We start from the raw sequence: 22,556 nt of genomic DNA, 5'->3' as shown, positions 1-22,556 counted from the left end.
CGACAATGACCCCGTTTCCCGCCGCGCTCCGTCCCGGAGCCCGCGCCATCCTCCTTCTTCTGGCCGGCGTCGCCGCCTTCCCCCTCGCGGGGTGCAAGACGGCCGAAGATGCCGTCACCACGGCGACCGTGGACTACCGCGTCCGCCATCCCATCGCGCTGGTCAACGCGCCTACCGACCTCGATCTCTTCCTGGCCCGCAACGACAGCCGGCTGGACGAGCGCCAGGGCAAGGATCTCGACCTCTTCGCCGAGGACTACCGCCGCAACGGCCGCGGGCCGCTGCAGATGATGGTGCCGTCCGGCCAGTCGGGCTATGGCGGCGAGCGCGTCGTCCGCGCCGCCCTGGCCGAACACGGCATCGGCGGGCGCAACATCAAGGTCGCGATGTACCGGACCGACGCCGGCCCGTTCGCGGCGCCGATCCGGCTCAGCTACGCCAAGCTGCAGGCCAAGGTGGCGACGAAGTGCGGCCAGTGGCCCGAGGACATCAACGGCAACGCCGCCTCGCTGCAGGGCTGGGAAAACCGGCCCTACTACAATTTCGGCTGTTCCTACCAGACCATGATGGCCAACCAGGTGGACGACCCGATCGACCTCGTCAGGCCGCGGGCCGAGACCCCGCCCGACGTCAACCGCCGCATGAAGGTGTTCGACGACGCGCGCAAGGCGGTGGACCCCTCGACCGCCTGGAAGACCGGGACGGCGAGCGTCAGCGGCGACAGCGGCGGAGGTAACTGACGATGCAGGGGGCAGGCGTTCCCACACAGCAGCCGGCCGCGGAGATGGCGAGCACGCACATCCCGCCCGTGCCGCGCATTACCGTCCAGGCCTTCTGCGAGACGGCGGAGGTGGCGGCGACCATCGAGGCGGCCAGCGCCGACCGGCGCATGGACAAGGCCATGCTGAAGGTTCAGATGGGCGGCGCGCCCGCGGCGGTGGAGGTCTACCGCACGGCGCCGACGCCCAACGTCATCGTGCTCGAGTTTGCCGCCGGCGACGGTCCCCAGCTGCTCAACTCTCTCGACGAACTGGCTGAGTCCTGCGACGCCGGCACCAAGGTGATCGTGGTCAGCCACGTCAACGACGTTCTGCTCTATCGCGAACTCATCCGGCGCGGCGTGAGCGAGTACCTGATCACGCCTCTCGACACGGTGGGCTTCATCAAGGGCATCGCCGAGCTCTATACCGCGCCGGGGGCCGAGCCGCTGGGCCGCACCATCGCCGTGGTCGGAACGAAGGGCGGCGTCGGCGCCTCCACCGTCGCCCACAATATCGGCTGGGCGATCGCGCGGGGGCTCGACGTCTCCACTGTCATCGCCGACCTCGACCTCGGCTTCGGCACCGCCGGCCTGGACTTCAACCAGGACCCGCCGCAGGGCATCGCCGAGGCGGTGTTCGCGCCGGACAGGCTCGACCAGAACTTTCTCGACCGACTGCTCTCCAAGTGCTCGGAGACGCTGTCGCTGCTCGCCGCCCCGGCGACACTCGACAGGCTCTACGACTTCCAGGAGACGACGTTCGACCAGGTCATCGACATTCTGCGCGGCTCGGTGCCGTGCATCGTGCTCGATGTGCCGCATGTCTGGACGGGGTGGTCGCGGCGGGTGCTGATCGGCGCCGACGACATCGTGCTCGTGGCGGCGCCCGACCTCGCCAACCTCCGAAACGCCAAGAGCATGATGGACGTGATGCGGGCTGCCCGGCCCAATGACCGGCGGCCCAAGCTCATCCTCAACATGCAGGGCGTTCCGAAGCGGCCGGAAATTCCGGCGGCCGACTTCGCCAAGGCCCTCGATTGCGAGCCCTCCTGCATCATCCCGTTCGATCCGCAGCTCTTCGGAACCGCGGCAAACAACGGACAGATGATTGCAGAAATTCAGGCCAACGGCAAAGTCACCGAGTCTTTCCTTCACGTCGCACGGACGCTGATTGGAAGGAACGAGGAGAAGAAGGCCAGCCGCTCCATCCTGGGGCCGCTGGTCAACAGGCTGCGCCGCAAGGCATGACGTTCACCTCTTCGCAAGGCTGCGAGGGCAGGATCGCGCGGATACGCTAGAGAGTCGCATGTTCGGCAAGCGCACCCAGGTCAATCCGGCTACACCGGCTGCCGCCCCGCCCCCCGCGGCGGCGCCCGCCGTCGCGCCCGCGCCGACGCCCGCGCGCGCGCCGGATCCCGTGTCTGCGGCACCGCCGGCGTCCCACGCCGCCGTGTCGCAGGCCGCGCCGCGCACGGTGGTGCCGGACCGGGCGAAGTCGGAGGAGTACTACCACACCAAGAGCACGATCTTCGGCGCCCTCATCGAGGCGATCGACCTCTCCCAGCTGTCGAAGCTGGAGACGGACGCGGCGCGCGAGGAAATCCGCGACATCGTCAACGAGATCATCGCGCTCAAGAACCTCGTGATGTCGATCGCGGAGCAGGAAGAGCTCCTCGACGACATCTGCAACGACGTGCTCGGCTACGGGCCGCTCGAACCGCTGCTGGCCCGCGACGACATCGCCGACATCATGGTGAACGGCCCCGACCGGACCTTCATCGAAGTCGCCGGCAAGATCCAGCTGACCAATGTTCGCTTTCGCGACCAGGGGCAGCTGATGAACATCTGCCAGCGCATCGTCAGCCAGGTCGGCCGCCGCGTCGACGAAAGCTCGCCCATCTGCGACGCGCGCCTGCCGGACGGCTCGCGCGTCAACGTCATCGCCCCGCCGCTGGCCATCGACGGCGCCGCCCTCACCATTCGAAAGTTCAAGAAGGACAAGCTCACTCTCGACCAGCTTACCCGCTTCGGCTCGATCTCGCCGGAAGGCGCCGAGATCCTGAAGATCACCGGCCGCGTGCGCTGCAACGTGGTGGTGTCGGGCGGCACGGGCTCGGGCAAGACGACGCTGCTGAACTGCCTGACGCGCTACATCGACGACGACGAGCGCATCATCACCTGCGAGGACGCGGCGGAACTGCAGCTGCAGCAGCCGCACGTGGTGCGCCTCGAAACGCGTCCGCCGAACCTGGAAGGCTCCGGCGCGGTCACCATGCGTGACCTCGTCAGGAACTGCCTGCGTATGCGTCCCGAGCGGATCATCGTCGGCGAGGTGCGCGGACCCGAGGCGTTCGACCTGCTGCAGGCGATGAACACGGGCCATGACGGCTCGATGGGCACGCTGCACGCCAACTCACCCCGCGAGGCACTGAGCCGTATCGAATCCATGATCACCATGGGCGGGTTCGCCCTGCCCTCTCGCACGATCCGCGAGATGATCGTCTCCTCGGTCGACGTCATCGTGCAGGCGGCCCGACTGCGCGACGGCTCGCGCCGCATCACCCATGTCACCGAGGTGATGGGGATGGAAGGCGACACGATCATCACGCAGGACATCGTCGTCTACGCCATCACCGGCGAGGACGCGAACGGCAGGCTGATCGGCCGGCATGCCTCGACCGGTATCGGCCGGCCGCGCATGTGGGAGCGTGCCCGCTACTACGGCGAGGAGAAGCGGCTCGCCGCGGCTCTCGACGCGATGGAGGTCGCCGACGATGCCAAGGTCGGCTGACGTCGCCAGCGGAGACACGCCATGGCGCTGAACGGGCTCGCCGTCGGCGCGCTTGCCGCGGTCGCGGTGGGCGCGGCCGCCTATGCGCTCGCCTATCCCTGGCTCATGGGCGGCCAGCGCGCCGAGCAGCGGCAGAAGGCGCTCGTCGGCGACGGGCGGAGCAACCAGCAGGCCTCGCGGGCAGCCGCCGTCTCGGCCAACCAGCGGCGTGACAAGATCGCCCAGAGTCTGAAGGAGGTCGAGGCCAAGCAGCGGGCCGCGACCAAGATGACCTTCGAGAAGCGGGTCGCGCAGGCCGGCCTCGACTGGGACAAGCGCAAGTTCCTCGTCATCAGCGCCGTCATCGGGTTCGTCTTTGCAGCCTTCGCGTTCGTGGCGTCTGGCGACCCGTTCGCTGCGCTGGCGGGACTCTTCATCGGCGGCTTCGGCGTGCCGCGCTGGCTGCTGGGGTTCCTCCGCAAGCGGCGCATCAAGAAGTTCATCGACGAGCTGCCCAACGCGATGGACATCATCGTGCGCGGCATCCGTTCCGGCCTTCCGCTGGGCGACTGCCTGCGCATCATCGCCAACGAGTCCGCCGAGCCGGTGAAGAGCGAGTTCCGGACCATCGTCGAGAACCAGGCGATGGGCCTGCCCATGGCGGATGCCGTCGGCAAGCTCTACGAGCGCGTCCCCGTGCCGGAAGCCAACTTCTTCGGCATCGTCATCGCCATCCAGTCAAAGTCGGGCGGCAACCTCTCAGAGGTGCTCGCAAACCTGTCCCGCGTCATCCGCGAGCGCAAGAAGATGCGCGGCAAGATCGGCGCGATGTCGATGGAGGCGAAGGCCTCGGCCGCCATCATCGGCTCGCTGCCGATCGTCGTCGGCGTGCTCGTCTACCTCTCCAGCCCCGCCTACATCGAGCTGCTCTGGACCACGATCCACGGCCGGATCTGGATGGGCATCGGCGGCGTGATGATGGTAATGGGCGTGCTTGTGATGCGCAAAATGATCAATTTCGACATCTGAGGCGCCATGCTCGACCAGCTCGTCATCAAGCTCGGCGACCCGAAGTTCCTGATGATGGTGCTCGCCGCCGTCGCGGCAGCGGCCACCGTGCTGACGCTTGCCATGCCGCTGCTCGAATCCGACACGCTGACGAAGCGGATGAAGGCGGTGGCCTCGGAGCGCGACCAGATCCGGGCGCGCGAGCGCGAGCGGCTGAACCGCCAGAACGAGGCCCGCCCGACGCTGCGCCAGCAGCCCAAGCAGTACATGAAGAGCGTTGTCGACCAGCTCCAGCTGGGACGATGGCTCGGCACCGAGACCGCCAAGGAACGCCTGATGATGGCGGGCTACCGCGGTCCCCAGGCCGAGATCGGCTTCCTGTTCTTCCGCCTGATCTCGCCGATCATCTGCTTCACTGGCGCCTCCATCTATGCGTTCCTGATCTGGCAGACGGAACAGCCCATCTTCGTCAAGGGCGCGGTGGCCCTGGGCGGCGCCTTCCTCGGCATCAAGCTGCCGGAGATCTTCCTGCGCAACGTCATCGCCAAGCGCCAGGCCTCGATGCGCCTCGCTTTCCCAGACGCGCTGGACCTGTTGCTGATCTGCGTGGAATCCGGCATGTCGATCGAGCAGTCCTTCCGCAAGGTGGCGCAGGAGATCGGCTCGCAATCCGTGCCGCTGGCCGAAGAGCTGTCGCTCACAACGGCCGAGCTCTCCTTCCTTCAGGACCGCCGGCAGGCGTTCGAGAACATTGCCAAGCGCACCGGCATCGACGTGGTGAAGAGCGTATCGACCGCGCTGGTACAGGCCGAGCGCTACGGCACGCCGCTCGGGCAGGCGCTGCGCGTGCTGTCGCAGGAAGGCCGTGACCAGCGCATGAACGAGGCCGAAAAGAAGGCCGCGGCGCTGCCGCCCAAGCTCACCGTGCCGATGATCCTGTTTTTCCTGCCCGTGCTGCTGATCGTCATCCTGGTCCCCGCCGTCATCCAGGTGTTCGGCTGGAACTGACGAGTGCAAGACCGGATTGCGCCGTCAGTCCGCGTCGGGCACCGACAGGCAGGCCTTCTCGAGCATGATGAAGGCTCGCGCACGGTGGGACAGGGCGAGGCCGAGCGGCGGCAGCCCGTGCTTTTCCACCTTTTCCATCTCACCAAAGGTCCGGTCGAAGCCGTCGGGAAGGAACATCGGGTCGTAGCCGAAGCCGCGTTCGCCGCGCGGAGGCCAGACCAGCGTGCCGTCCACCCGTCCTTCGAAGGTCTCGACATGCCCGTCGGGCCAGGCCACGCACAGCGCCGAGACGAACCAGGCGCGCCGGTCCTCCGGCTCGAAGGCGTCACGCTCGCGAAGGGCCGCCTCGATGCGCTCCATTGCGGCGCGAAAGTCCTTCCCGGGTCCGGCCCACCGGGCCGAGTAGATGCCCGGCGCCCCGTCGAGCGCCGCGACGCACAGGCCGGAGTCGTCGGAGACCGCGGGCAGTCCCGTGGCCTGCGCCGCAGCCTCCGCCTTGATACGGGCATTGTCGACGAAGGTCGTGCCGGTCTCGTCCGGCTCGGGCAGGCCGAGTTCGCCGGCGGACACGGCCGTGACGCCATGCGGGGCGAGCAGGTCGTTCATCTCGACGAGCTTGCCGGGATTGTGGGTGGCCACCACGATGCGGCCGGTGAGCTGTCTGGCCATGGCTGAAGCGTCCCGGCTACATCGTCGCCAGCTTCTGGAGCTCCACGAGGCGGGACACGCCCTGCCGCGCGAGCTTCATCAGCGCCAGGAACTCCTCCTCCGAGAAGGGCTTGCCCTCGGCCGTGCCCTGCACCTCGACGAGGCCGCCGGAGCCGGTCATGACAAAATTGGCGTCCGTCTCGGCGGCTGAATCCTCGGCGTAGTCGAGGTCGAGCACGGGCGTTCCGTTGCTGATGCCGCATGAGATGGCGGCGACATGGTCGCGCAGCGCATCGCGCGACAGCATGGAACGGCCCTTCATCCATTGCAGGCAGTCGTGCAGCGCCACCCAGCCGCCGGTGATCGCGGCGGTGCGGGTGCCGCCGTCCGCCTGCAGCACGTCGCAGTCGACGACGATCTGCTTTTCCCCGATCGCCGAGAGGTCCACGACGGCCCGGAGCGACCGCCCGATCAGGCGCTGAATCTCCTGCGTGCGGCCCGACGGCTTGCCGGACGTCACCTCGCGGCGGGTGCGCTCGTGCGTTGCGCGCGGCAGCATGGCGTATTCGGCGGTCACCCAGCCCTTGCCGGTGCCGCGCAGCCATGGCGGGCCGCGCTCCTCGAGGCTCGCCGTGCACAGCACATGGGTCTCGCCGAACTTCACCAGGCAGGAGCCTTCGGCGTAGCGCGCCACCCCGCGCTCCAGGCTCACCTTGCGCAGTTCGTCGTGTGCACGGCGGGACGGTCTCATGGGTGTGCTCCGGCGGGAAAGACCGGCGTTGTAGGGCCCGCTTCCGTGAACCGCAAGCGTGCCGCCTCTCCTGCGCGACCAACCGCGCGTCTCCGGACGCGCTCTCGGCTAAAGCGGCCCACGAGCCCCGGCGCTCCATCACACTTGATCGCGGCGGGTGCGACCCCCACACTCAATGCCCGCCCATTTCCGGGCGAGCCGCCGGTGTCGCGCCGCTGCGCCGCCGATCCGGCGCAGGCGAGTGGCGCGATGGCGGAACAGCGGATCATCGGGGCGAACACGATGCGGGCGGACGTCATGACACCTGCGGGCGGACCGCTGGTCGAGATCAATGACCGGTCGCGGGAGATCTTCCGGCGGATCGTGGAGAGCTACCTCGCCACAGGCGAGCCGGTAGGGTCGCGCAACATTTCGCGGATCCTGCCGATGGCGCTGTCGCCCGCCTCGGTGCGCAACGTCATGGCCGATCTCGAGGCAGCCGGCCTGATCTTCGCGCCGCACACCAGCGCCGGGCGGTTGCCGACCGAGGGCGGGCTGCGCTTCTTCGTCGATTCCATCCTCGAAGTCGGCGACCTCTCCAAGGAGGAGCGCGCCCATATCGACGCGCAGGTGCGCGCCTCGGCCCAGAGCCGCAGCGTCGAGCAGCTGCTGGCCGAGGCTTCGGCCATGCTGTCGGGCCTGTCGCGGGGTGCCGGCGTCGTTGCCACCACGAAGGCCGCGCTCCGGCTGCGACACATCGAGTTCGTGCGCCTCGATCCCGGCCGCTCCCTCGTCGTTCTCGTCGGCGAGGACGGCTCGGTCGAGAACCGCGTGATCGAGCTCCCGGCCGGCCTGCCGGCTTCCGCCCTGCAGGAAGCCTCGAACTATCTGTCCGAGCGCATCCGCGGCAAGACGCTGGCCGACCTTTCCGGTGAGATCGAGGATGAGCGGCGCCGCGCCGAGGGCGAGCTCGACACGCTGACCGCGAGGCTCGTCGAGAATGGCCTCGCGAGTTGGGCCGGTGAGGCCGAAGCGCGCCAGCTCATCGTCCGGGGCCAGGCGAACCTGCTGGAAGACCTCCACGCCATGGAGGATCTCGAGCGGATCCGCCTGCTCTTCGCCGACCTCGAGACCAAGAAGGAGGTGATCGACCTCCTGGGCCGCGCCGAGACCGGCGAGGGCGTGCGCATCTATATCGGCTCGGAGAACAAGCTCTTCTCGCTGTCGGGATCGTCGCTGATCGCGGCGCCATTCCGCGACGCCAGCCAGAAAATCGTCGGCGTGCTCGGCGTGATCGGCCCGACGCGGCTCAACTATGCCCGCATCGTGCCGATGGTCGACTACACGGCAAAGGTCGTTTCGAAGCTGCTTGAAGGCGGGCGCTGAAACGACGCGCACACCATCGGCCCGCGTTGATGCACGCAGGGCTTGAGTGTGACACTTCCTTGCCCCACATCTCGTGACGCTGTGATGACGCCGGGTTGCCCGGCTTGACCGGAGTGACCCGCGCCGATGTTCGACGCCACCCACGAAGCTGTCCCTGGAGCTCCGCTGGCATCGGGGTTCCAGGCTGTGCGGCCCATCCCGGGATTGCGCGGGGCGAGGGACACACTCGTCGGCACTCACGAGAACCCGGTACCCGACGGAGCGCGGACGCAGATCGTCGAGGCGACGGACGGAGTGGCGTTGCGCGCGGCAGCGTTCCCGGCGCGCGGGCGTGCGCGGGGGACGGTGCTGCTGCTGCAGGGCCGTGGCGACCAGATCGAGAAATATTTCGAAGTCATCGACGATCTGCGCGAACGCAGCTTTGGCGTGCTGACCTTCGACTGGCGCGGCCAGGGTGGTTCGCAGCGGTTGCTGCCCGACCCGCGCAAGAGCCACGTCGACGATTTTCGCGCCTATCGGCGCGACCTGACGGCCATGCTGCGCATCGCGCGAAGCCAGCCCGGCCCGCTGGTCGCCGTGGCCCATTCAATGGGCGCCGCCGTGCTGCTCGAAGGCCTGTCGGATACTGCAAACCTGGTCGACGCCGCAGCGGTGACGGCGCCCATGATCGCGCTGTCGCCCGCGCTGAAGCCGCCCTTCGCCGAAGGCCTGTGCAGTGCCCTCGCAGCGGCGGGGCTGAACAGCTCCTACATCCCCGGACGGACGCGCCAGGCGACCGTCGGCGGGTCGTTCATCGACGACAACATCCTGTCGTCCGACGCCGACCGTTTCCTGCGCTGGTCCGGCATCATTGCGTCGGCGCCCGAACTGGGACTGGGCAAGCCCACCATCGGGTGGCTTGATGCTGCATTCCGCGTCATGAAGCGCCTGCAGGCGGCGGATACACCGTCCCGGATCGCCGTGCCGCTGCTCGTCTGTGCCGGAACGGCGGACCGGGTCACCGCCACACCGGCCGCCGAGCGCTTTGCCTCCCGGCTCCGGCAGGGGGTCTTCGTGCCCGTGGCGGACGCCCGCCACGAGATAATGATGGAGCGGGACCCTCTTCGCGCCCAGTTTTTCGCCGGGTTCGACGCGCTGGTCGCGAGGGTCACGCGCAGCGCCAGGCGCACGGCCGCCTGACGGCCTTCAGTGGCCGCTGGCGTCGGCCGCCCGGCTCGCCTCGAACAGGAACCACACGCGCTTTTCTGCTGCGTCGATGAAGTTCTCGAGCAGGCTCGCGCTCGCGACATCCTCGTGCTCGTCGCAGACCTCGTGCGCCTCGCGCATCGCGGCGACGACAGCCTTGTTGTCCGCGACGAGTGACCGCAGCATGTCGGCGGGATCGACGAACTCCCGGTCGTCGTCCTGGATGCGGGTCAGGCGCGAGACATGGCCGATGGAGCGCAGCGTCGTGCCGCCGATCTTGCGCACGCGTTCTGCAAGCTCGTCGGTGGTCGCGAAGATGTCCGCGCTCTGCTCGTCGAGCATGAGGTGGTAGTCGCGGAAATGCGGCCCGCTGACATGCCAGTGATAGTTCTTGGTCTTCATGTAGAGCGCGAAACTGTCGGCCAGCACGCCGTTCAGTGCTTCTGCGATCGCCTTAACGCCCTCGGGGGCCAAGTCGGTCGGGGTGAGCAGGTTGGAGGCTGTGCTGTCGCGCGTAGCGGTCTTGGCCTTGGCCACGAGAGGCTCCTTCGGTAGGGGGAGGCCGCATCGCGGCCAGCTCTGGAGAGATGGGGCGTGGACCGGAGCCCAGCGCATGCGGGTTATCAACGCACGGCGCCGCTTGCGGTTGCATGACAGCCCATCCCGTCCCGCCGCCCTTGCACCGGCCATGGCGATCTGCCACATGCCGGGCGATGGCCCAGCCCCCCCTGCTTCTGCTCCAGTCGATCGCGCTCACCTTCGGCGGCACCCCGCTCATCGTCGATGCCGGGCTTTCCGTGTCGCCCGGGGAGAGACTTTGCCTCGTCGGCCGTAACGGCTCGGGAAAGTCGACGCTCCTGAAGATCGCCGCCGACCTCGTCGAACCCGACCGCGGCACCCGCTTCGCCCAGCCCGGGGCCACGATCCGCTACCTGCCGCAGGAGCCCGACCTCGCCGGCCATGCCAGCACACTCGCCTATGTGGAGGCGGGGCTGGGACCGGGTGACGACCCCTATCGCGCCCGCTACCTGCTCAACGAACTCGGCCTGACCGGCGAGGAAGAGACGGGCAGGCTTTCCGGCGGCGAGGCCCGGAGGGCGGCGCTCGCCCGGGCATTGGCGCCTGATCCCGACATCCTCCTCCTCGACGAGCCGACCAACCATCTCGATCTCCCCGCCATCGAATGGCTGGAGAAAGAGATCCGCGGCATGCGCTCGGCCATGGTGCTGATCAGCCACGACCGGCGCTTTCTCGAGACGCTGTCGCGCGCCACCGTCTGGCTGGACCGCGGCATCACGCGCCGTCTGGAGAAGGGGTTTGGCTCCTTCGAGGCATGGCGCGACGCGGTGCTGCAGCAGGAGGAGGACGAGGCGCACAAGCTCGACAGGCGCATCGTCGAGGAGGAGCACTGGGTCCGCTACGGCGTCACGGCACGCCGCAAGCGCAATGTGCGGCGCATGGGCGAGCTGGCGGCCATGCGAACAGCCGCCGGAGAGCGGCGGCGGGCGCAGGGCACGGTCAGGATCAGCGTTTCGGAGGCGGATCTTTCCGGCAAACTGGTGGTGGAGGCCCTCGACATCGCCAAGGGCTATGGCGGGCAGCCGGTCGTCTCGAACTTCTCCACCCGCATCCTGCGCGGCGACCGTGTCGGCCTCGTCGGCCCGAACGGGGCGGGCAAAACGACGCTCCTGAAGATGCTCACCGGCATGCTGGCGCCGGATAACGGCGTCGTGAAGCTCGGCGCCAATCTGCAGATGGCGACGCTCGACCAGGCCCGCGATACGCTCGACCCGACCGAGACGCTGGCGGCCACCCTGACCGGCGGGCGCGGCGACACGCTGACGATCAACGGCCAGCCCAAGCACGTCGTCGGCTACATGAAGGACTTCCTGTTCTCACCCGAGCAGGCTCGGACGCCCGTCGGCGTGCTGTCGGGCGGCGAGCGGGGACGCCTGGCGCTGGCGCGGGCCCTCGCTTTGCCGTCGAACCTGCTGGTTCTCGACGAGCCCACCAACGACCTCGACCTGGAGACGCTCGACCTGCTGCAGGAGATGATCGCGGACTACCCCGGCACGGTGATCCTCGTCAGCCACGACCGCGATTTCCTCGATCGGGTCGTCACCTCGGTCGTCGTCGCCGAGGGCGAGGGCCGCTGGATCGAGTATGCCGGCGGATACACCGACATGGTGGCCCAGCGCGGCGCCGGGGTGACGGCCAGGCAAGCGCCCCGCGAGGCGGCGAAGGCTCCCGCCGCTGCAAAGGCCGAACCGGCCGCAGCTGCACGGGATGGCCGGAAGAAAATGACCTTCAAGGACAAGCACGCCCTCGACACCCTGCCGGCCACGATGGAGAAGCTGCACGCCGACATCGCGGCCCTGCAGGAGAAGCTCTCCGACGGCGATCTCTACGTCAGCGACCCCGGCGCGTTCGCCCGCCTCACGGCAGCCGCGTCGAAGGCGCAGGCCGACCTTGCCCATGCCGAGGAGGAGTGGCTGAGGCTGGAGATGCTGCGGGAGGAGCTGGAGGGATAAGGCGGTCCGCCTCGGATGAATGGGAGCGCGCGTCTTCAGACGCGCATTGCAGCCACGAGCTGAAAGAAGTGGGTCTGGAGGCCCGCGCTCCGGGGCTTAGTCCGGCGTTGCCTCGAACGTCATCCGGGTCTGGTTGTGGCCGATGTTGCGGGCGAGACGTCGACCTGCGAACCCGGACCGGTGCAGAAGCGCCAGCATGTCGTCCTGACCGTAACGGGTGAGGCCGACATCGTTCCTGAGCCGGCGGTAGGGCGACGCCGCGGTGCGGGCGAGGCCCGTGAGGGCTGCCAGCATGAAGCCCTCCTCCCTCGCGAAGCGCAGCAAGGCGAGGGTGTCGTCGAGCGCGCCGGATGCCGCCGGGATCACGTCGCCGATGACGAGGCGGCCCTCCGGCCGGAGCGAGGGACGGAGAGTGCGGAGGACACCGCCGAGTTCGCCGGGGCTCATGTATTGCGCCACGGAGTTCATGACGGCGAGGTCGACCGAGCCGGCGTCGAGCCGGGCGCAGTCTTCCGGGGCGAGCACGGCAATCCCGGGAATGCCGCCGAGCCTGGCGCGAAGGCGGTCGCGCAGGGTCGGCGCGCTGTCGCAGAGCAGAAGGCGGGCGCAGCGGGGGGCGAGTTCGGCGGCGTGCCCGGCCTCCCCGCAGCCATAATCCAGCATGACAGGCCGCCCGGGCGGCAGGAGCGCGGCGAGATCGCGGGCGATCAGGCGGTCGTGGGAGCGACGGTGGCGCTCGCCCGCGTAGATCGTGTGCTCGCCGTCCCAGAATTCACGCCATGCCTGCATCACATGCGCTCAGCATCGGCCCCGGAGCGATCCGGCGAAGCGCCTCAGGCCTCTGCCCGCTTGCGGTGATCGGCCATCATCGCGACGAAACGGTCGAAGAGATAGTGGCTATCCTGGGGGCCCGGAGAGGCCTCGGGATGGTGCTGCACCGAGAAGGCCGGCCGGTCGGTGAGCGCCATGCCGCAATTGGAGCCGTCAAACAGCGAGACGTGGGTCTCCTTTGCATTGGACGGCAGCGTCTCGCGGTCCACCGCGAAGCCGTGATTCATCGACACGATCTCGACCTTGCCGGTGGTGAAGTCCTTCACCGGATGGTTCGCGCCGTGGTGGCCCTGGTGCATCTTGCGGGTCTTTGCCCCGACCGCCAGCGCCATCATCTGGTGCCCGAGGCAGATGCCGAAGGTCGGTACCTGGCTGTCCAGCAGCGTCCTGATGACCGGGACGGAGTACTCGCCCGTCGCGGCCGGGTCGCCCGGGCCGTTCGACAGGAACACGCCATCGGGCTGTAGCGCCATCACCTCGGCGGCCGTGGCCGTCGGGGGCACGACGGTGACCTTGCAGCCGCGCTCGGCGAAGAGGCGCAGGATGTTGCGCTTCACGCCGTAGTCGATGGCGACGACGTGGAACGTCTCGCCCTTGCGCATACGGTAGCCGGCTTCGCGGTCCCACGCTGCCTCGTCCCATCCGTAGCGCTGGGTCGAGGCCACCATCGGCACGAGGTCGAGCCCGTCCATGGCCGGCAGCGCGGCAGCCTTCGCCTTCAGGGAGGGAAGGTCGAACTGGCCGGACGGGTCGTGGGCGATGACGGCGTTGGGCATACCCTTCTCGCGGATCAGCGCCGTGAGCGCCCGGGTGTCGATGCCGGCGAGGCCGACGATGCCGCGCGACTTCAGCCAGCCGTCGAAGGGGCGCGAGGCGCGCCAGTTCGAGGGCTCGGTGATGGCGGTGTGGACGACGACGCCACGCACGCCGGACTCGCCAGCCATGTTGACGGTCTCCACGTCCTCTTCGTTCGTGCCGACATTGCCGATGTGGGGGAAGGTGAAGGTGATGATCTGCCCGGCATAGGAGGGGTCGGTGAGGATCTCCTCGTAGCCGGTCATGGCCGTGTTGAAGCAGACCTCGCCGGTAGCCTCCCCTACGGCGCCGACGCCGAAGCCTTCCAGGACGGTGCCGTCGGCGAGAACCAGCACGGCGGTCGCGACCGGCTCCTGCCAGCCGCCTTCGGTGGCGGGGGCCATTCCCGCCCGGTCTTGAAGCGTCGTCATTTTCGTCCTAGTCCTGCCGCCGAAGCTGGATCGGGCCGCGCCCGCGCCCTTCTCCCGCCGGCGGCGCCGGTGGAAGCGGGACTGTCGCGGACGCTGTCACTGCTTGCGGGGATCAATAAGGGCGGCGCAGGGCCGCGTCAACCGCGCGGCACGACGGGCAAAAGCGTTGCAATTCAAGGGGTTCGTTCCGGCTCGGCCGGACTTTCCCCAATTCGGGGCCGGCGTTTGCGCACGGCCCGGCAGGAGGAACGGATGCGCGAGCGGTTCACCGAGGTGCTCAAGGAAGCGATGAAGGCCGGCGACAAGCGCCGCGTCGCGACCGTGAGGCTGATCACCGCCGCCCTGAAGGAGCGCGACATCGAGGCCCGCGGCGCCGGCAAGGGCGAGATCGGGACCGACGAGATCCTCGCTTTGCTGCAGAAGATGATCAAGCAGCGCCAGGAGAGCGCGTCGATCTATACCGGCGCAGGTCGCCCGGAGCTCGCCCAGCAGGAAAACGAGGAGATCGACATCATCACCTCCTTCCTGCCGCAGCAGCTGAGCCCCGAGGAGACCGAGGCCGCCATCGCGGCGGCCATCGCCGAGACGGGTGCCGCCGGCATGAAGGACATGGGCAAGGTGATCGGCGCGCTGAAGGCGAAGTACGCGGGGCAGATGGATTTCGGCAAGGCCAGCGCCGCCGTGAAGGCGAAGCTCAGCGGCGGTTGAGACGGTCGACCACGCGTGATCCGGCGGGCCTTGGAGGCCGATCTTCCCTCGATCACCGAGATCCGGTCCGCGGTGCGTGAGAATCGTCTCTCGGATCCCGCCCGCGTGCCGAGGGAAAAGGTTCTGTGGGTTCTCGACAACCCAGGTTTCCGGGTCTGGGACGAGGGCGGACGGATCAGGGGTTTCTCGGCGCATGATCCGCGCGACGGGTCAGTGTGGGCACTCTTCGTCAGCCCGGATGATGAGGGACGCGGTATCGGCTCGGCTCTTCTGACGGTCGAGATCGACATGCTCCGCAGGTCCGGCGCCCAGCGTATCTGGCTCACGACGGACCCCAAGTCGCGCGCGGCCGGCTTCTACCGGCGCCGCGGATTCGAGTTCGACGGCCTGACCGAAGATGGCGGCGAGGAGATCCTGGTCCTGCGCCGGACCTGACTCTCCCCCTGTGGATACCGGGCGTAACCAGCCGAGGATTCCAGCCGACTCGGCGCGGCCCTATAATGACGGGGCATGAAGTTTCCTCCGGGCATCCTCGACGAGATCCGCGCGCGCCTTCCGGTGTCGGAGGTGGTGGGCAAGCGTGTGCGCCTGCAGAAGGCGGGGCGCGAATGGAAGGGGCTGTCACCCTTCAACGCGGAGAAGACGCCCTCCTTCTTCGTCAACGACCAGAAGGGCTTCTTCCACGATTTCTCCTCCGGCAAGCACGGCGACATTTTCGGCTTCGTGATGGAGACGGAGGGGCTGAGCTTTCCCGAAGCCGTCGAGAGGCTGGCCGGGCTGGCCGGGGTTGAGCTACCGCGCCAGTCGCGCGAGGCGGAGGAGCAGGACCGGCGCTACCGCAGCCTCGGCGAGGTGATGACGCTCGCTTGCGCCTTCTTCCAGGAGCAGCTGCGGGCCAAGCCCGGCTTCAAGGCCCGGGCCTATTGCGAGGGCCGCGGCCTCGGGCCGGAAGTGCGCGACCGGTTCGGCCTCGGCTACGCCCCGCCGGACAGGTTCGCCCTGCGCGACCACCTCGCCGGCAAGGGTGTCACGTCCGACGCGATGATCGAGGCGGGGTTGCTGGTGACCGGCAATGACATCGCCGTCCCGTATGACCGCTTCCGCGACCGGCTGATGTTCCCCATCGCGGATGTGCGCGGGCGCGTCATCGCCTTCGGCGGGCGGGCTTTGGAGAAGGACGTCCCGGCCAAGTACCTGAACTCCCCCGACACGCCGCTCTTCCACAAGGGCACGGTGCTGTACAATCACCACAATGCCCGCAAGGCGGCCCACGACAAGGGCACGGTGATCGCCGTGGAGGGCTATGTCGACGTCATCGGCATGACCATGGCCGGCTTCGCCAACACGGTGGCGCCTCTGGGTACGGCCCTGACCCAGGACCAGCTGGCCCTGCTGTGGCGCATGGCGGACGAGCCGATCCTGTGCTTCGACGGCGACAAGGCCGGTCGCCGGGCCGCCTACCGTGCCATCGACACGGCCCTGCCGCTGCTGGAGCCCGGCCGATCCCTGCGATTCGCGCTGCTGCCGGAGGGGCAGGATCCGGATGATCTCGCCCGCAGCGGCGGCGCCTCCGCCGTGGCCCGCGTGGTGGAGCGCGCAACGTCCCTTGTCGACCTGCTCTGGGCGCGGGAGGTTGAGTCGAGCCCGCTCGATACGCCGGAGCGCCGGGCGGCGCTGGAACGCCGGATGCGCGAGATCATGGCGTCCGTGCGCCACGAGGATCTGCGCCGGCACTATCGCGACGAGATAGCCTCGCGGCTCTCCACCCTGTTTGCGCCGGTGCGCCGGCAGGCTGGCGGTGGTGGCCGTGGCCGAGACCAGCGCGGCGGCGGCCGTTACCGCGAGCCCGGCCGCTTCGCTCCGGCCGAACCCGCGCGGGCCAGCGAAAGCCTGGCCCGCAGCGCGCTTTTTGCCCGGCATTCGTCCGTGTCGCCGCGCGAGGCGCTAATCCTGAGCATCCTGCTCGCCCATCCAGAATTGCTGTCGGCACAGGCCGAGGCGCTGGCCTCGCTCGACTTTTCGCACGCCGACACGCGGGCCCTGCAGCGCGCCATCGGGCACGCCGCGGCGGTGGGCGCGCTGGAGGACGGTGGCGTCGTTCCGTCCGCGCTTGGGCTGGAGGCGGAATACGCCAGACTCGCCGCCGCGGTCAGTCCAAGTGTCAGATGGTGCCTTGACTCGGCAGCCGATCCCGTCGCAGTGAGGGAGATACTGCGGCAGGCCATGACCTTGCATCGGCGGGCGCGGACGCTACATAACGAACTCGGGCTGGCCGAGGTTGCCCTTGCCGAGGACCCTAACGAGTCCAATCTGGCATGGGTGAGCGACCTGAGGATGCAGATTTCCGCCTTGGAGGGGACCGAGGCGGAGGTCGAGGGGGCAGGGCGCGCCCCGGGTGCCCGCGGCGCATAGCGCCGGGGACACGGGACGGCACGGTGGCGGGACCGACAGGCCGGCACGGTTAGGGGTGAGTTAATCGATTCGCGATTCAGTGCAGACCTGAGTTCGTGACGAGGGTGGTTCGGCCTGGCATCGCCATGGCGGCACCGCCCTTTTGACCATGCAGGCCGGAGGCGGATTGCGTGGCGGGCAGGTGCCCGGTCTCGGTACTGGAACGTGACCGACAGTCTGGAGCGATCGGGCGATGGCAACAAAAGCAACAGAGAAGGCTGAGGGCGACGCCGCGGATGCTCCGCAGGTGGACAGCCCGCTGCTCGACCTGAGCGATCAGGCCGTCAAACGGATGATCAAGCTCGCGAAGAAGCGCGGCTATGTCACCTATGACGAACTGAACGAGGTTCTGCCGTCCGACCAGAACTCGTCGGACCAGATCGAAGACATCTACGCGATGCTCAACGAGATGGGCATCAACGTCGTCGAATCCGAGGACGCCGACAGCGAGCGTCCGGAAGGCTCGTCCGACGACAGCGGCGGCGATGACGAGGAGGGCGGCGAGCTCGTCGAGGCAGCCCCGCGTGCTGTCGTCACCAAGGCCGAGAAGTCCGAGCCGACGGACCGCACCGACGACCCGGTGCGCATGTATCTGCGCGAGATGGGCTCCGTCGAGCTTCTGTCCCGCGAGGGCGAGATCGCCATCGCAAAGCGCATCGAGGCCGGCCGCGAGGCGATGATCGCGGGCCTCTGCGAGAGCCCGCTGACGTTCCAGGCCATCATCATCTGGCGCGACGAGCTGAACGAGGGCAAGGTCCTCCTGCGCGACATCATCGACCTCGAGGCGACCTATGCCGGCCCGGACGGCAAGGGCGCGCCCAAGGAAGGTGAGGGAGAGGGCGAAGAGGAGGCCGAGGAGCCTGCCGCCGCCGCTGCCACGCGCGAAGGCGAGGAAGCCGAGCCGCCGATCCCCGAGGGTGACCTCGAGGAAGACGACATGGAGAACAACGTCTCCCTGTCGGCGATGGAGGCGGAGCTGAAGCCGAAGGTCCTGGAGACCTTCGACCGCATCGCCGACGCCTACAAGAAGCTGCGCCGCCTGCAGGACCAGAACGTCGAGTCGCGCCTGCAGAATACGACGCTGTCTCCCGCCCAGGAGCGCAAGTACAAGAAGCTCAAGGAAGAGATCGTCGTCGACGTCAAGTCGCTGTCGCTCAACCAGAACCGCATCGACAACCTTGTCGAGCAGCTCTACGACATCAACAAGCGGCTGATCGGCCTCGAGGGCCGGCTGATGCGGCTTGCCGAGAGCTACAAGGTCTCGCGCGACGACTTCCTGAAGAACTACCAGGGCTCGGAGCTCGACCCGAAGTGGCTGCTGCGCGTGTCCAAGCTGGGCACCCGCGGCTGGCGCGACTTCGTCGCCCACGACAAGGACTCCATCAAGGACATCCGCCAGGAGATCCACAACCTCGCCTCCGAGACCGGCCTGGAGATCCAGGAGTTCCGGAAGATCGTGCACATGGTGCAGAAGGGCGAGCGCGAGGCCCGTCAGGCGAAGAAGGAGATGGTCGAGGCGAACCTGCGCCTCGTGATCTCGATCGCCAAGAAGTACACGAACCGCGGCCTGCAGTTCCTGGACCTTATCCAGGAGGGCAACATCGGCCTGATGAAGGCGGTCGACAAGTTCGAGTACCGGCGCGGCTACAAGTTCTCGACCTACGCCACGTGGTGGATCCGGCAGGCGATCACGCGCAGCATCGCCGACCAGGCGAGGACCATCCGCATCCCCGTGCACATGATCGAGACGATCAACAAGATCGTCCGCACGTCGCGCCAGATGCTGCACGAGATCGGCCGCGAGCCCACGCCTGAGGAACTGGCCGAGAAGCTGGCCATGCCTCTGGAGAAGGTCCGCAAGGTTCTGAAGATCGCCAAGGAGCCGATCTCCCTCGAGACGCCGATCGGCGACGAGGAGGATTCGCATCTCGGGGACTTCATCGAGGACAAGAACGCCATCCTGCCGATCGACGCGGCGATCCAGTCGAACCTGCGCGAGACGACGACGCGCGTGCTGGCCTCGCTCACGCCGCGCGAGGAGCGCGTGCTGCGAATGCGTTTCGGCATCGGCATGAACACCGACCACACGCTGGAAGAGGTCGGCCAGCAGTTCTCGGTGACCCGCGAGCGCATCCGCCAGATCGAGGCGAAGGCCCTGCGCAAGCTCAAGCACCCCAGCCGCAGCCGCAAGCTGCGGAGCTTCCTCGACAACTGACACGTCCGGCTCGCGCCGGATCGACAGGCCAAACATCTGGGCCAGTGGCCGCCAGGATCCTCACGGGCTCCTGGCGGTTTTGCTTTGCGCGCCCCAGACCCCAGAACTGCAGCGAACATCGAGGCTCAGGCGTCGAGCAACGTGTCCGTCCGGCCGGCTAGAAGACGGCGAAGGTGCAGGCTGGCCAGGGGGTCGTCGCTGCGCACGCCGACCAGCGTGGCGAAGGCCGACAGCGCGGTGGCGTCTCCCGCCTCCAGCCTGGCGAAAGCCGCCTCGTAGCCGAGCGGATCCTCGTCAGCCAGCCGCAGGGGCTCGAAAGCGCGAAGGGGAGCCGCGCGCCCGCGCAACATGAGGTCACCGATCGGCCGGCCGCGGAATCCGGGGTAGCGCGCGGCTGTCTCCGCGCTGACGCAGATCCGCGTCCCCAGTGCCTTGTTGGCGGATTCCAGCCTTGCGGCGGTGTTGATGGTGTCACCATAGGCCGTGTAGTCGAAAAAGCGGCCGCCGCCGAAATTGCCGACCAGGGCGGGCCCGGAGTGGACGCCGATGCGGGTCACGCCGAAGGCCACACCGCCGGCATTGGCCTCCTGCCGGAATTCCTCGGCCGCCTCGTCCAGATCGAGCGCGCAGGCGACAGCGCGGGCGGCGTGGTCGTCCTGCAGGGCCGGCGCGCCGAAGAGGACGTGCAGCGCGTCCCCCATCAGCTTCGCCACTGTTCCCTCATGGCTGAAGACGATGTCGGTCATGCACCGGAAATAGCGGTTGAGCAGATCGGCAAGCAGGCCCGGCGGCAGCGTCTCGACGAGCGCGGTGAAGCCCGCGACATCCGTGAACAGGGCCGTCACGTCGCGCCGGGCGCTGCCGAGGTCCACGCCGGCGGCAGCGGAAGCGAGCTCGGCCGCCAGGTTGGGCGAGAAGTACCGGGCGAGTGCCGCGCGGGACTTCTCCGCCTCAACCCAGCGAAGGCGGCTCTCGCGAAAGGCGCCGATATGGCGCAGCGTCTTGCCGATGGTGGTCTCGACGTCGGCGAAGTCGATCGGCTTCATGAGGAAGTCGAAGGCACCGCGGTTCATCGCCGTGCGGATGTTCGACATGTCGCCATAGGCCGAGACGATGACGGTGGCCAACGGCTCGGGCGCCTCCTGCAGCTTGCCGAGCAGCGTCAGCCCGTCCATGCGCGGCATGTTGATGTCGGAGAGCACGAGGTCGAGATCGGGCGTCTCCTCGATCTTTTCGAGCGCCTCCATGCCGTCGCGGGCGAAGACGAAGCGCATCTCGCCGGCCGCAATGCGGCGACGGAATTTCTGCAGGATCAGGGCCTCGAGATCGGGCTCGTCGTCGACCACGAGGATGGTGGTCATGTCGCCAGCCTCCGGTCGATCTCCTCGCGGAGCAGCGCAAAGTCGATGGGCTTGACGACGAAGCCCGCGGCGCCGCCCTCCTGCGCCAGCCGGCGGGTCTCAGCGTCGCCGTAGGCCGTGATCATGATGACGGGCACGTCGGGGCACGCCTGCCTGACACGGGGCAGCAGTTCGAGGCCGGTCATGCCGGGCATGTTGATGTCGGAGAAGACGAGGATCAGCCTGGCGTCTTCGCGTTGCCGGGCAACCCTCTCGATGGCACCCTCGCCCGACAGTGCGAACTCCATCGTGAAACGGCCAGCCCGCAACTCGCGGCGGAACTGCTGGCGGAAAAGGTCGGCGACGTCGGGCTCATCATCAACGACGAGGATCAGGACGCTCATGCTCCGACCCCCGGCGTGACTGACGCGCTGCGCGGCAGGGTGATCGTGAACTCCGTGAAGCTGCCCGGCTCTGTCGAAACCTCGATCCGCCCGTCGTGCTGCTTCACGACGATGTCGTGGCTCAGGGACAGCCCCAGCCCGGTGCCCTCCCCGGCCGGCTTGGTGGTGTAGAACGGGTCGAACATCTTCTGCTTCACGTGGTCGGGAATGCCGGTCCCGTTGTCGCGGACGCGGATCTCGATGGCCGGGCCAAGGTTTCGCGTCGTCACTGTCAGCCGGGGCTCGTACCCCTGCCCTGCCGCCTCGCCCCTCTTGCGGACGGCGTAGAAGCCATTTCCGATAAGATTGAGCAGCACGCGCGTGACCTCCTGGGGGAAGAGTTCGGCTTCACCTGCCTCCCCGTCATAGTCGCGGTGCAGGGTCACGTTGAACCCTGCCGTTTCCGCGCGGGCGCCGTGATAGGCGAGGTTGAGACTCTCCTCGACCACCCCGTTGACGTCCACGCGCCGGCGCTCCCCGGAGCCGCTGCGGGAGTGCAGCAGCATGTTCCTGACGATGGAATCGGCGCGGCGGCCGTGGCTCGCCACCTTTTCGAGGTTGCCCTTGAGCATCCCCGAAATCTCCTCCACCTCGCCGCGCACGGCATCGTCGAGGGGCGCCGGCGCCAGCACGTCCCGGAGCTCGTCGACCAGTTCCACCGACAACGAGGCGAAGTTGTTGACGAAGTTCAGCGGGTTCTTGATCTCGTGGGCGATGCCGGCCGTCAGCTGGCCCAGAGAGGCCAGCTTCTCGGTCTGGACGAGGCGGTCCTGCGTCCGCTGGAGGTCGTCGATCGTCTCCTGAAGCTCCTTCGTGCGCGCTTCGACCTCGTTGAAGAGGCGCACGTTCTCGATGGCGATGACCGCCTGGTCGGCAAAGGTCTGGACGATATCGACCTCGCGCTGGCTGAACGGACCGGGTTCGACGCGCGCCAACACCAGAGCGCCCTCGACCCTGTCGTTGCGCAGCAGCGGCGCGCCGAGCACGGAACGCGTCTTGTTCAGCCCATAGGCGGGCACCACGAAGTCGGGATCCTCCAGAACGTCCGGAATGCTCTCGACGCGGCCCGACAGAAGCACACGGCCAGCGGCGGATCCGCGGCCCGGTGTCGGAGGATTTTTCGCGAGGAAGTCGCCGAAATCCCCCTGGATGCCGGAATTGGCCCGATAGCGGAAACCGTCGCCGTCGCGCACGCAGATGGTGCCGTTGAACGCGCCGACCAGTTCGACGGCGGAGGTGATAAGCGTGTCGAACACGGTTTGCAGGTCGAACGCTGAGCGGCTGATGACCTTCAGCACCTCCGCGGTCGCGATCTG

General features: G+C 68.2%; 20 protein-coding genes. 12 read left to right on the top strand and 8 right to left on the bottom strand.

The genetic code is table 11. The features are described 5' to 3' along the window. Positions 1–5: 5 nt before the first annotated feature. Genes AC5JCN_RS19355 through AC5JCN_RS19335 form a run of 5 tightly spaced genes read left to right on the top strand, consistent with a single transcriptional unit; the run spans position 6 to position 5,546 of the window. Positions 6–740, top strand: coding sequence for a CpaD family pilus assembly protein (locus tag AC5JCN_RS19355; protein ID WP_495756721.1), 735 nt, complete (start codon positions 6–8; stop codon positions 738–740). Between the two features lie 2 nt (positions 741–742). Continuing rightward, a complete protein-coding gene (locus AC5JCN_RS19350; protein WP_495756720.1) occupies positions 743–2,008 on the top strand; it encodes a CpaE/TadZ family protein in 1,266 nt (421 codons plus the stop codon). A gap of 58 nt (positions 2,009–2,066) precedes the next feature. Next, positions 2,067–3,551 (top strand): TadA family conjugal transfer-associated ATPase, encoded by a 1,485-nt coding sequence (locus tag AC5JCN_RS19345; RefSeq protein ID WP_495756719.1) that lies wholly within the window; start codon positions 2,067–2,069, stop codon positions 3,549–3,551. Between the two features lie 21 nt (positions 3,552–3,572). Further along, the gene (locus AC5JCN_RS19340; RefSeq protein WP_495756718.1) at positions 3,573–4,559 is read left to right on the top strand and encodes a type II secretion system F family protein; all 987 of its coding nucleotides are present in this window, start codon (positions 3,573–3,575) and stop codon (positions 4,557–4,559) included. A gap of 6 nt (positions 4,560–4,565) precedes the next feature. Continuing rightward, positions 4,566–5,546 carry a type II secretion system F family protein gene (locus AC5JCN_RS19335; RefSeq protein ID WP_495756717.1) on the top strand — a complete coding sequence of 327 codons (981 nt, stop codon included), beginning with the start codon at positions 4,566–4,568 and terminating at the stop codon, positions 5,544–5,546. A gap of 24 nt (positions 5,547–5,570) precedes the next feature. On the opposite strand, the gene rdgB is transcribed toward AC5JCN_RS19335, so the two are convergent. Both rdgB and rph read right to left on the bottom strand, forming a co-directional pair. Continuing rightward, entirely contained in the window at positions 5,571–6,215 is a 645-nt protein-coding gene (gene rdgB / locus AC5JCN_RS19330) for an RdgB/HAM1 family non-canonical purine NTP pyrophosphatase (protein ID WP_495756716.1), read from the bottom strand. A gap of 16 nt (positions 6,216–6,231) precedes the next feature. Continuing rightward, positions 6,232–6,945 (bottom strand): ribonuclease PH, encoded by a 714-nt coding sequence (gene rph, locus AC5JCN_RS19325; RefSeq protein WP_495756715.1) that lies wholly within the window; start codon positions 6,943–6,945, stop codon positions 6,232–6,234. Positions 6,946–7,227: 282 nt separating this feature from the next. Between rph and hrcA the strand changes: the two genes are divergently transcribed. Then, the gene (gene hrcA, locus AC5JCN_RS19320) at positions 7,228–8,310 is read left to right on the top strand and encodes a heat-inducible transcriptional repressor HrcA (RefSeq protein ID WP_495757683.1); all 1,083 of its coding nucleotides are present in this window, start codon (positions 7,228–7,230) and stop codon (positions 8,308–8,310) included. 126 nt (positions 8,311–8,436) lie between these two features. Then, positions 8,437–9,489 (top strand): alpha/beta hydrolase, encoded by a 1,053-nt coding sequence (locus AC5JCN_RS19315; RefSeq protein WP_495756714.1) that lies wholly within the window; start codon positions 8,437–8,439, stop codon positions 9,487–9,489. Between the two features lie 6 nt (positions 9,490–9,495). On the opposite strand, the gene AC5JCN_RS19310 is transcribed toward AC5JCN_RS19315, so the two are convergent. After that, complete coding sequence (locus AC5JCN_RS19310) at positions 9,496–10,032, bottom strand: Dps family protein (RefSeq protein ID WP_495756713.1); 537 nt, start codon at positions 10,030–10,032, stop codon at positions 9,496–9,498. 176 nt (positions 10,033–10,208) lie between these two features. Here AC5JCN_RS19310 and AC5JCN_RS19305 point away from each other — a divergent pair, with 176 nt between their 5' ends. Beyond that, complete coding sequence (locus tag AC5JCN_RS19305) at positions 10,209–12,026, top strand: ABC-F family ATP-binding cassette domain-containing protein (RefSeq protein WP_495756712.1); 1,818 nt, start codon at positions 10,209–10,211, stop codon at positions 12,024–12,026. Between the two features lie 96 nt (positions 12,027–12,122). Here AC5JCN_RS19305 and AC5JCN_RS19300 read toward each other — a convergent pair whose 3' ends face one another. Together AC5JCN_RS19300 and carA are read right to left on the bottom strand one after the other, a co-directional pair. Then, a complete protein-coding gene (locus tag AC5JCN_RS19300) occupies positions 12,123–12,815 on the bottom strand; it encodes a class I SAM-dependent methyltransferase (RefSeq protein ID WP_495756711.1) in 693 nt (230 codons plus the stop codon). A gap of 44 nt (positions 12,816–12,859) precedes the next feature. Then, a complete protein-coding gene (gene carA, locus AC5JCN_RS19295; protein WP_495756710.1) occupies positions 12,860–14,083 on the bottom strand; it encodes a glutamine-hydrolyzing carbamoyl-phosphate synthase small subunit in 1,224 nt (407 codons plus the stop codon). A gap of 252 nt (positions 14,084–14,335) precedes the next feature. On the opposite strand from carA, the gene AC5JCN_RS19290 reads away from it, so the two are divergent. The 4 genes from AC5JCN_RS19290 (at position 14,336) to rpoD (ending at position 19,457) form a co-directional block, all read left to right on the top strand. Beyond that, positions 14,336–14,791 carry a GatB/YqeY domain-containing protein gene (locus AC5JCN_RS19290; RefSeq protein ID WP_495756709.1) on the top strand — a complete coding sequence of 152 codons (456 nt, stop codon included), beginning with the start codon at positions 14,336–14,338 and terminating at the stop codon, positions 14,789–14,791. A 105-nt stretch (positions 14,792–14,896) separates the two neighbouring features. After that, positions 14,897–15,226, top strand: a complete 330-nt coding sequence (locus AC5JCN_RS19285) for a GNAT family N-acetyltransferase (RefSeq protein WP_495756708.1) — start codon at positions 14,897–14,899, stop codon at positions 15,224–15,226. A 75-nt stretch (positions 15,227–15,301) separates the two neighbouring features. Further along, on the top strand, positions 15,302–17,203 hold the full coding sequence (dnaG, locus tag AC5JCN_RS19280) for a DNA primase (protein ID WP_495756707.1): 1,902 nt from the start codon (positions 15,302–15,304) through the stop codon (positions 17,201–17,203). A 232-nt stretch (positions 17,204–17,435) separates the two neighbouring features. Continuing rightward, entirely contained in the window at positions 17,436–19,457 is a 2,022-nt protein-coding gene (gene rpoD / locus AC5JCN_RS19275) for an RNA polymerase sigma factor RpoD (protein ID WP_495756706.1), read from the top strand. 125 nt (positions 19,458–19,582) lie between these two features. Here the strand turns inward: rpoD and AC5JCN_RS19270 are convergent, their stop codons facing one another. From AC5JCN_RS19270 to AC5JCN_RS19260, 3 genes are read right to left on the bottom strand one after another with little or no spacing between them, the layout of a single operon-like run. After that, complete coding sequence (locus AC5JCN_RS19270; RefSeq protein ID WP_495756705.1) at positions 19,583–20,818, bottom strand: adenylate/guanylate cyclase domain-containing protein; 1,236 nt, start codon at positions 20,816–20,818, stop codon at positions 19,583–19,585. Beyond that, the gene (locus AC5JCN_RS19265; RefSeq protein WP_495756704.1) at positions 20,815–21,201 is read right to left on the bottom strand and encodes a response regulator; all 387 of its coding nucleotides are present in this window, start codon (positions 21,199–21,201) and stop codon (positions 20,815–20,817) included. Before AC5JCN_RS19265 ends, AC5JCN_RS19270 begins: the two co-directional genes overlap by 4 nt. Next, complete coding sequence (locus tag AC5JCN_RS19260; protein WP_495756703.1) at positions 21,198–22,538, bottom strand: sensor histidine kinase; 1,341 nt, start codon at positions 22,536–22,538, stop codon at positions 21,198–21,200. Before AC5JCN_RS19260 ends, AC5JCN_RS19265 begins: the two co-directional genes overlap by 4 nt. Between the last annotated feature and the right edge of the window lie 18 nt (positions 22,539–22,556).

The organism is Alsobacter sp. (assembly GCF_059501845.1).
The sequence above is the reverse complement of the archived record's forward strand: the minus strand, read 5'-3'. Positions and strand labels throughout refer to the sequence as shown.

What these genes read in the sequence shown, in the direction of transcription:
- AC5JCN_RS19355 (WP_495756721.1), top strand. Translation starts at nt 6, where the DNA reads ATGACCCCGTTTCCCGCCGCGCTCCGTCCCGGAGCCCGCGCCATCCTC.
- AC5JCN_RS19350 (WP_495756720.1), top strand. Translation starts at nt 743, where the DNA reads ATGCAGGGGGCAGGCGTTCCCACACAGCAGCCGGCCGCGGAGATGGCG.
- AC5JCN_RS19345 (WP_495756719.1), top strand. Translation starts at nt 2,067, where the DNA reads ATGTTCGGCAAGCGCACCCAGGTCAATCCGGCTACACCGGCTGCCGCC.
- AC5JCN_RS19340 (WP_495756718.1), top strand. Translation starts at nt 3,573, where the DNA reads ATGGCGCTGAACGGGCTCGCCGTCGGCGCGCTTGCCGCGGTCGCGGTG.
- AC5JCN_RS19335 (WP_495756717.1), top strand. Translation starts at nt 4,566, where the DNA reads ATGCTCGACCAGCTCGTCATCAAGCTCGGCGACCCGAAGTTCCTGATG.
- rdgB (WP_495756716.1), bottom strand. Translation starts at nt 6,215, where the DNA reads ATGGCCAGACAGCTCACCGGCCGCATCGTGGTGGCCACCCACAATCCC.
- rph (WP_495756715.1), bottom strand. Translation starts at nt 6,945, where the DNA reads ATGAGACCGTCCCGCCGTGCACACGACGAACTGCGCAAGGTGAGCCTG.
- hrcA (WP_495757683.1), top strand. Translation starts at nt 7,228, where the DNA reads ATGCGGGCGGACGTCATGACACCTGCGGGCGGACCGCTGGTCGAGATC.
- AC5JCN_RS19315 (WP_495756714.1), top strand. Translation starts at nt 8,437, where the DNA reads ATGTTCGACGCCACCCACGAAGCTGTCCCTGGAGCTCCGCTGGCATCG.
- AC5JCN_RS19305 (WP_495756712.1), top strand. Translation starts at nt 10,209, where the DNA reads ATGGCCCAGCCCCCCCTGCTTCTGCTCCAGTCGATCGCGCTCACCTTC.
- AC5JCN_RS19300 (WP_495756711.1), bottom strand. Translation starts at nt 12,815, where the DNA reads ATGCAGGCATGGCGTGAATTCTGGGACGGCGAGCACACGATCTACGCG.
- carA (WP_495756710.1), bottom strand. Translation starts at nt 14,083, where the DNA reads ATGACGACGCTTCAAGACCGGGCGGGAATGGCCCCCGCCACCGAAGGC.
- AC5JCN_RS19290 (WP_495756709.1), top strand. Translation starts at nt 14,336, where the DNA reads ATGCGCGAGCGGTTCACCGAGGTGCTCAAGGAAGCGATGAAGGCCGGC.
- dnaG (WP_495756707.1), top strand. Translation starts at nt 15,302, where the DNA reads ATGAAGTTTCCTCCGGGCATCCTCGACGAGATCCGCGCGCGCCTTCCG.
- rpoD (WP_495756706.1), top strand. Translation starts at nt 17,436, where the DNA reads ATGGCAACAAAAGCAACAGAGAAGGCTGAGGGCGACGCCGCGGATGCT.
- AC5JCN_RS19270 (WP_495756705.1), bottom strand. Translation starts at nt 20,818, where the DNA reads ATGACCACCATCCTCGTGGTCGACGACGAGCCCGATCTCGAGGCCCTG.
- AC5JCN_RS19265 (WP_495756704.1), bottom strand. Translation starts at nt 21,201, where the DNA reads ATGAGCGTCCTGATCCTCGTCGTTGATGATGAGCCCGACGTCGCCGAC.